Origin of the sequence: uncultured Shimia sp. (genome assembly GCF_913054185.1) — a bacterium.
In the GTDB taxonomy this organism is placed as follows: Bacteria; Pseudomonadota; Alphaproteobacteria; order Rhodobacterales; family Rhodobacteraceae; genus Shimia.
Window position 1 is genome coordinate 21,383 of record NZ_CAJXIV010000047.1, and the last position, 6,445, is coordinate 27,827.

At 55.5% G+C, this 6,445-nt stretch carries 7 protein-coding genes; 4 read left to right on the forward strand and 3 right to left on the reverse strand.

The features are described 5' to 3' along the window. The first annotated feature begins 15 nt into the window (after nucleotides 1-15). Nucleotides 16-1,620, forward strand: a complete 1,605-nt coding sequence (locus QZ517_RS11305; protein WP_294226791.1) for a GMC family oxidoreductase N-terminal domain-containing protein — start codon at nucleotides 16-18, stop codon at nucleotides 1,618-1,620. 35 nt (nucleotides 1,621-1,655) lie between these two features. Here QZ517_RS11305 and QZ517_RS11310 read toward each other — a convergent pair whose 3' ends face one another. Then, a complete protein-coding gene (locus QZ517_RS11310) occupies nucleotides 1,656-2,357 on the reverse strand; it encodes a glutathione S-transferase N-terminal domain-containing protein (protein ID WP_294226794.1) in 702 nt (233 codons plus the stop codon). Nucleotides 2,358-2,516: 159 nt separating this feature from the next. On the opposite strand from QZ517_RS11310, the gene QZ517_RS11315 reads away from it, so the two are divergent. Further along, entirely contained in the window at nucleotides 2,517-3,323 is an 807-nt protein-coding gene (locus tag QZ517_RS11315) for a mechanosensitive ion channel domain-containing protein (protein ID WP_294226796.1), read from the forward strand. Between the two features lie 49 nt (nucleotides 3,324-3,372). Here the strand turns inward: QZ517_RS11315 and QZ517_RS11320 are convergent, their stop codons facing one another. Beyond that, nucleotides 3,373-3,654: a DUF1330 domain-containing protein gene (locus QZ517_RS11320; RefSeq protein ID WP_294226799.1), complete on the reverse strand. Its 282-nt coding sequence runs from the start codon at nucleotides 3,652-3,654 to the stop codon at nucleotides 3,373-3,375. A gap of 95 nt (nucleotides 3,655-3,749) precedes the next feature. Between QZ517_RS11320 and QZ517_RS11325 the strand changes: the two genes are divergently transcribed. Beyond that, nucleotides 3,750-4,625 (forward strand): LysR family transcriptional regulator, encoded by an 876-nt coding sequence (locus tag QZ517_RS11325; protein ID WP_294226802.1) that lies wholly within the window; start codon nucleotides 3,750-3,752, stop codon nucleotides 4,623-4,625. Here QZ517_RS11325 and ald read toward each other — a convergent pair. Continuing rightward, on the reverse strand, nucleotides 4,622-5,740 hold the full coding sequence (gene ald, locus QZ517_RS11330; protein WP_294226804.1) for an alanine dehydrogenase: 1,119 nt from the start codon (nucleotides 5,738-5,740) through the stop codon (nucleotides 4,622-4,624). The two genes, QZ517_RS11325 and ald, sit on opposite strands and share 4 nt — an antisense overlap. Nucleotides 5,741-5,877: 137 nt before the next feature. On the opposite strand from ald, the gene QZ517_RS11335 reads away from it, so the two are divergent. Further along, complete coding sequence (locus QZ517_RS11335) at nucleotides 5,878-6,336, forward strand: Lrp/AsnC family transcriptional regulator (RefSeq protein ID WP_294226806.1); 459 nt, start codon at nucleotides 5,878-5,880, stop codon at nucleotides 6,334-6,336. Nucleotides 6,337-6,445: the final 109 nt, after the last annotated feature.

Consider the following 6,445-nt stretch of genomic DNA (forward strand, 5'->3'; position numbering starts at 1 on the left):
GCACAGGAGGGTGGCATGGAATTTGACTACATCATCGTCGGCGGCGGGTCCGCAGGGTGTGTATTAGCCGCACGACTGAGCGAAGACCCACACACCAACGTGTGTTTGGTCGAGGCTGGAGGCAAAGGCGAAGACATCTTTATTCGCGCGCCTGCGATGATCGCGGCGATGATTTCAGGCCGCCCCAAAATCAACAACTGGGCGCTCAAAACCGTTCCTCAGAAACAGCTCAACAATCGTCGAGGGTTTCAGCCACGTGGCAAGGCTCTTGGTGGCAGCTCCGCCATCAACGCCATGCTGTATGTCCGTGGTCATAAGTCCGATTATGACGAATGGGCCAAACTTGGCTGCGGCGGCTGGGACTGGGAGAGCGTGCTTCCCTATTTCAAGAGGTCCGAGGGCAACCAAAGAGGTGCCGACGATCTGCATGGTGAAAGTGGGCCTCTGCAGGTAGGCGATCAAGCTGAGCCACGAGCCATCAACGATGCTTTCATCGCCGCCTGCAACGCCCATCAAATTCGCACCAACACGGATTTCAATGGACCCGAACAGGACGGCGCCGGACATTACCAGGTCACGCAGTTTTTTGACGGTGATCACAAAGGCGAGCGCTGCTCTGCCGCGGCGGCGTACCTGCGCGACTGCCTGCATCGACAAAATTTGACGGTCTACACCAAAACGCTGGCGCGCAAAGTGCTCATGGAAAAAAGCCGAGCAGTTGGCTTGGAGATTGAACGCAAGGGGAATGTTGAAACTCTGAAGGCTAGAAAAGAGGTCATCATTTCCAGCGGGGCGTTTGGCTCGCCTCAACTCCTGTTGCTGTCGGGCATTGGGCCACGGGAGGAAGTCGAGAAACACGGCATCACCTTGGTGCATGATTTGCCCGGCGTTGGGCAAAATCTTCAAGATCACCTCGACCACATTCTAAGCTACCGCAACAAGAAGAAAGATACCGTTGGCCTGACGCCATCCGGTTTGACCAAAATGGCCAAGGCGGCGATGCGGTGGCGCAAAACAGGCACCGGACTTTTTGCCTCGCCTTTTGCCGAAAGTGGCGCGTTTTTCAAAACCGATCCCGGCTTGAATAAACCTGACATTCAATTGCACTTCGTGGTGGGGATTGTGGATGATCATAACCGCAAGATGCACCTACCATACGGCTACAGCTGCCATGTGTGTGTGTTACGCCCATATAGCCGGGGAACCGTCACGCTGCGTTCTGCAGATCCAGCCAAACCGCCCAAGATTGACCCTCAGTTCCTAGAGGACGAGCGCGATTTGCAGGTGATGAAGAAGGCAATCAAGACGCTCGACGGCATCATGCAAGACAGCGCACTCGAAGGTTGGCGCGGCGACCGCTACTACAATCACGACGGCTCTGATGCCGCTTGGGAAGCAGACATCCGCGCGCGCGCAGATACAATTTACCACCCGGTGGGGACTTGCAAAATGGGCGTGGATGACTTGGCAGTGGTGGACACAGAGTGCCGTGTGCGTGGCGTCGAAGGCCTACGGGTTGTGGACGCGTCGGTGATGCCAACGTTGATCGGCGGCAATACCAACGCACCAACCATTATGATTGGCGAAAAGATCGCGGACAGTATCCGCTCGCAGACCTAGTCAAAAAGGGGGAGCCTGAGTCCCCCCTCCTCCACCTATTCTGGAATGGCAGGTGTTTTCAGCCCAATTTGCACCGCAGGGCGCGCCAAGAACCGCTCAAGATAGGCGTTCACGTTGGGGTAGTTCTCCCAACCCACTGCGTCTTTGGCACCGTAGTAGTCCAGTGCACGCAACCACGGCGCGGTGGCGATATCCGCAATCGAATATGTGCCCGTGATCCAATCGCGGCCTTCCAGCTGTTTCTCTAAAACAGACAGCAGGCGCTTGGCTTCGTTTTGGTAGCGCTCGCGAGGGCGCGGATCCTCAATTTCAGACCCTGCAAATTTGGTGAAGAATCCAAGCTGACCAAACATCGGGCCAACCCCGGCCATCTGGAACATGACCCATTGAATGGCCTCGTATTTCTCAGCCGACGAGCTGCCAATCAACTTGCCGGTTTTCTCGGCGAGGTAGATCAGGATTGCGCCGCTCTCAAACAAGCTGAGCGGCTGGCCATCCGGGCCATTGGGATCAATGATGGCAGGGATCTTGTTGTTGGGGTTCAGTGCCAGAAACTCCAGACTTTTGACGTCCGCGTCACTCAAGGTGACCAAATGGGCCTCATAAGGCAGGCCAATCTCCTCCAGCATGATCGAGACCTTCACGCCGTTTGGCGTTGGGAAAGCGTAAAGCTGCAAAGCACTTGGATCTTGTGCCGCCCATCGGCTGTTGATCGGGTGATCTGTAACAGTTGTCATGATTTTTCTCCTGTCGCGGTCATAAGGGGATAGATAAGCAGCTTTTCCCATCCCGCTACCGCTCTGTTTGTGCGATAGGGTGCATGTTACTGTGCGTCAGCGCAGAGCCAACACGTTAAATAATCGCCCAAAAAGGGCACGTAAATCGGGGGAAGTCCGTTGGAATCCATTGTAGAACAGGCACAGGGCTTTGGCCCCTTGCTGATTACCGCTATCAAAGCACTGCTGGTGCTGATCATCGGTTGGATGGTCGCAGGTGCGATCAGCCGTATGGTGCGCAACCGCGTGAACAATACGCCAGAAATTGATGCAACGCTTGGCAATTTTGCCGCCAGTATTGTGCGCTGGGTGATCTTGCTGATGGTGCTGGTTGCCATCCTCGGCATCTTTGGCATCGAAGCCACATCGCTTGTGGCGATGATGGGCGCAGCAACACTGGCCATTGGCCTCGCATTGCAGGGCACGCTTGCAGATCTCGCGGCAGGTTTCATGCTGATCCTTTTCCGTCCATACAAGATGGGACAATACGTTGAAGTGGGTGGCACAGCCGGCACGGTTGTAGATTTGAATCTGTTTGTGACCGAGCTTGTGACACCGGACAACGTTCAGATCATCATCCCAAATGGTCAGGCCTGGGGATCGGTTATCACTAACTTCTCCGCGCACGAAACCCGCCGCGTAGACGTGGTATTTGGCATTGATTATGGTGACGACGCAGACAAAGCCAAGCAAATCATCCTGGACACTGCCAACGCAGATGAGCGTGTGCTGAAAGATCCAGAAGCCTGGGCGCGTGTGACCAATCTAGGCGCCAGCTCTGTGGATATCACCATGCGCGTTTGGTGCGTGGCGGACGATTTTTGGGAGCTGAAATTTGGCCTGACACAGGCGATCAAAGAAGCCTTCGACAAAGATGGCATCTCGATCCCGTACCCACACACCGTGGAAATCAAGCGCGAAGCTTAAACGTAAAAACCAACGAAAAGGCGGCCAACTGGCCGCCTTTTTTGTAGGATTAAAGCAGCGTTATGGTGGAGCTTCCGGACCCTTCGCGCAGTGCGTGCACTTCGGCCAGCTCCGGATCATTAATCCAGGCTTTGGCCGCATCGCGGCCCGGAAACGTCAAAATCACCGCGACACTAGGAGCCGGCGCTGTGCCTTCGATCACTTCTGGCTGTTTGGAGACTTCCAATGGGGCACCTCCGTGCTTTTTCAACGCCGCGCCAGCTTTCTCACGATAAGCGGCAAAGCTGTCTGGGTTGGTGATTGTCAAATTCACAAATGCGTATGCGGTCATTTTGGTCTCCTTAGCGTGTGATTGCATAAGTAAGGCCCAAGACTTGATTGAAAACGATCGTTGTCGCACATCACTTGTGCAAATATGATCACCCCATGTTGAACTGGGATGACCTGAAATTTGTACTGGAAACCGCACGGCACGGCGGAACCAGTGGGGCTGCCCGCGCCTTGGGCGTGAACCATGCCACCGTGGCCCGCCGCATTACCTCCGCCGAAGAAGCGCTTGGAACTCGGCTGTTTGATCGGTTGGCCAGCGGTTACGTGCCAACAGAGGCTGGCTTGGAGGCGGTGCGAACTGCTGAAGCAATGTCTGATTTGGAGCGCGGGTTAGACCGTCAAATTGCCGCGCGGGACACAACGATCAGCGGCCCATTGAAGGTCACCGCCTCCGAGTTGATCATCGAGCGTGTGCTAGCCCCGATTGTGGCCGAGTTTGTCACTGCTTACCCGGAGATCGAACTGTCACTGACAGCAACAAACGACACATTAAATCTGGCACGGCGCGAAGCAGACGTCGCCATACGATTTGCCAAATCACCGCCGGACACTTTGGTTGGCAGGCGGTTGTTTGAGCTGCGAGGAGCGGTCTATGCCAACCACGATCTGGTGGACCGTGACCAAGGCGGAACCACACCTTTGGATTGGGTCCGATTTGCACATTGGCCAGGTCCACCAGCAGAAATCAAGGCGATGCGACCCAACTTGAACACGCGTCTGACAGTGGATGATATGAGCGCGGCAATTGGCGCGGCCCGTGCAGGCATAGGTGCAACGCGCATGGCTTGCTTCTTGGGGGATACCGATCCGCAGTTGGCGCGGGTGCCGGGCCTACCGCTGTTTACACAGGCACCTCTGTGGATATTGACCCACGCTGATCTGCGCCGTGTGCCACGTGTCCGGGCCTTCTCAGAGTTTGCCGCAGCACGACTAAAAGCGCTGCAGCCGTTGTTTGAGGGGAAGTCCCCCTAGGATTTCAACGCCAAAGACGGAGAGATCACATCAATGCCCAGCGCCTTACCAACGGCGTAGTAGGTCAATTGACCGGCGTGCACGTTCAGTCCGTTGAGAAGATGCGGGTCGTCCTCACACGCCTGTTTCCAGCCCTTGTTGGCCAGGTTCAGCAGGAACGGCAGGGTAGCATTGCCCAGCGCCTGTGTGGAAGTACGTGCTACCGCACCCGGCATGTTGGCCACACAGTAGTGCATGATGCCATCAACCTCATAGATTGGGTCTGCATGCGTGGTGGCACGGGAGGTTTCAAAGCAGCCACCTTGGTCAATCGCCACATCCACCAGCACCGCGCCGGGTTTCATTTCAGACAACTGTGCTCGGGACACAAGTTTTGGAGCGGCCGCGCCAGGAATAAGGACCGCACCAATAACCATATCGGCCTCACGTACCAGATCCGCGGTTGCGCCAGCGGTCGAGTATTGGTTCTTAAACGTGCCGCCATAGACGTCATCCAGATACCGCAAACGCGGTAATGAGCGATCCAACACTGTGACATCCGCCCCCATTCCGGCCGCAATTTTTGCCGCGTGGGTACCAACAACGCCACCGCCAATCACCACCACTTTGGCAGGTGCCACTCCAGGTACGCCACCCATCAAAACACCGCGACCGCCGTTTGCTTTTTGCAACGTGTAGGCCCCAACCTGCGGCGCGAGGCGGCCAGCAACTTCAGACATTGGTGCAAGAAGCGGCAGTCCACCGCGATCATCAGTCACGGTTTCATACGCAATGGCCGTGCAACCGCTCTTAAGCAGATCTACGGTTTGCTCTGGGTCCGGTGCAAGGTGCAGGTAAGTGAACAACAACTGGCCTTCGCGCAGCATTTTGCGCTCCACCGCCTGTGGCTCTTTCACCTTCACAATCATGTCCGCTTGGGCAAAGACTTCCTCGGCAGTGCCAATCATTTTGGCTCCGGCCGCGACATAGTCTTCATCCGTGAAACCAGCGCCAACACCTGCGTCGGACTGGATAAGTACCTCGTGACCGTGATTAACCGCTTCCCGCGCGGCGTCTGGCGTCATACCAACGCGGAATTCCTGGGGTTTGATTTCTGTGGGGCAACCGATTTTCATGCGCCGTCTCCAAATTGAACCTAAGTTCAGCTTAGGGAGCTTCTGCCCGAAGTTGCTTGAAATTTAGGCAGTTTAAGAACTCGCGATTGCAAGAACCTTCGAATACTGTATTCAAATGCGCAAGGAGCTTTCGCCATATGTCACTTGATCAAACAGATCGTCGGATACTCACCGTTCTTCAGAAGCAAGGTCGGATCTCAAACGCCGAGCTTGCCGAGCGCGTGAACCTGTCTCAATCCGCTTGCCATCGCCGTGTGCATAGGCTGGAGAAAGACGGCTACATCAAGGACTACGTTGCGCTATTGGATCCGCGCAAATTGGATGTGCCCACAACCGTCTTTGTCGAGATCACCCTCTCTGGTCAAGCCGATGAAGTTCTCGATGCGTTCGAAAAAGCCGTGTCCCGTATTCCTGATGTTCTGGAATGTCACCTCATGGCCGGGACAGCGGATTACATCCTAAAGGTTGTGGCGGAAAACACCGACGACTTTGCTCGCATCCACCGGCAACACCTCGCACGTCTGCCCGGCGTGGCGCAGATGCAATCCAGTTTTGCGCTGCGGACTGTGTTCAAAACCACCGCTCTGCCGGTTTAATTTCACCACAGCTGTCACAAACCCGAGGCCTGCGTCGTCTTCTTTAAAACACAAAGGAGACGAAACCATGAGCAGACCCCTTTTGTATGGGTTGTCCATCTACTTTTTC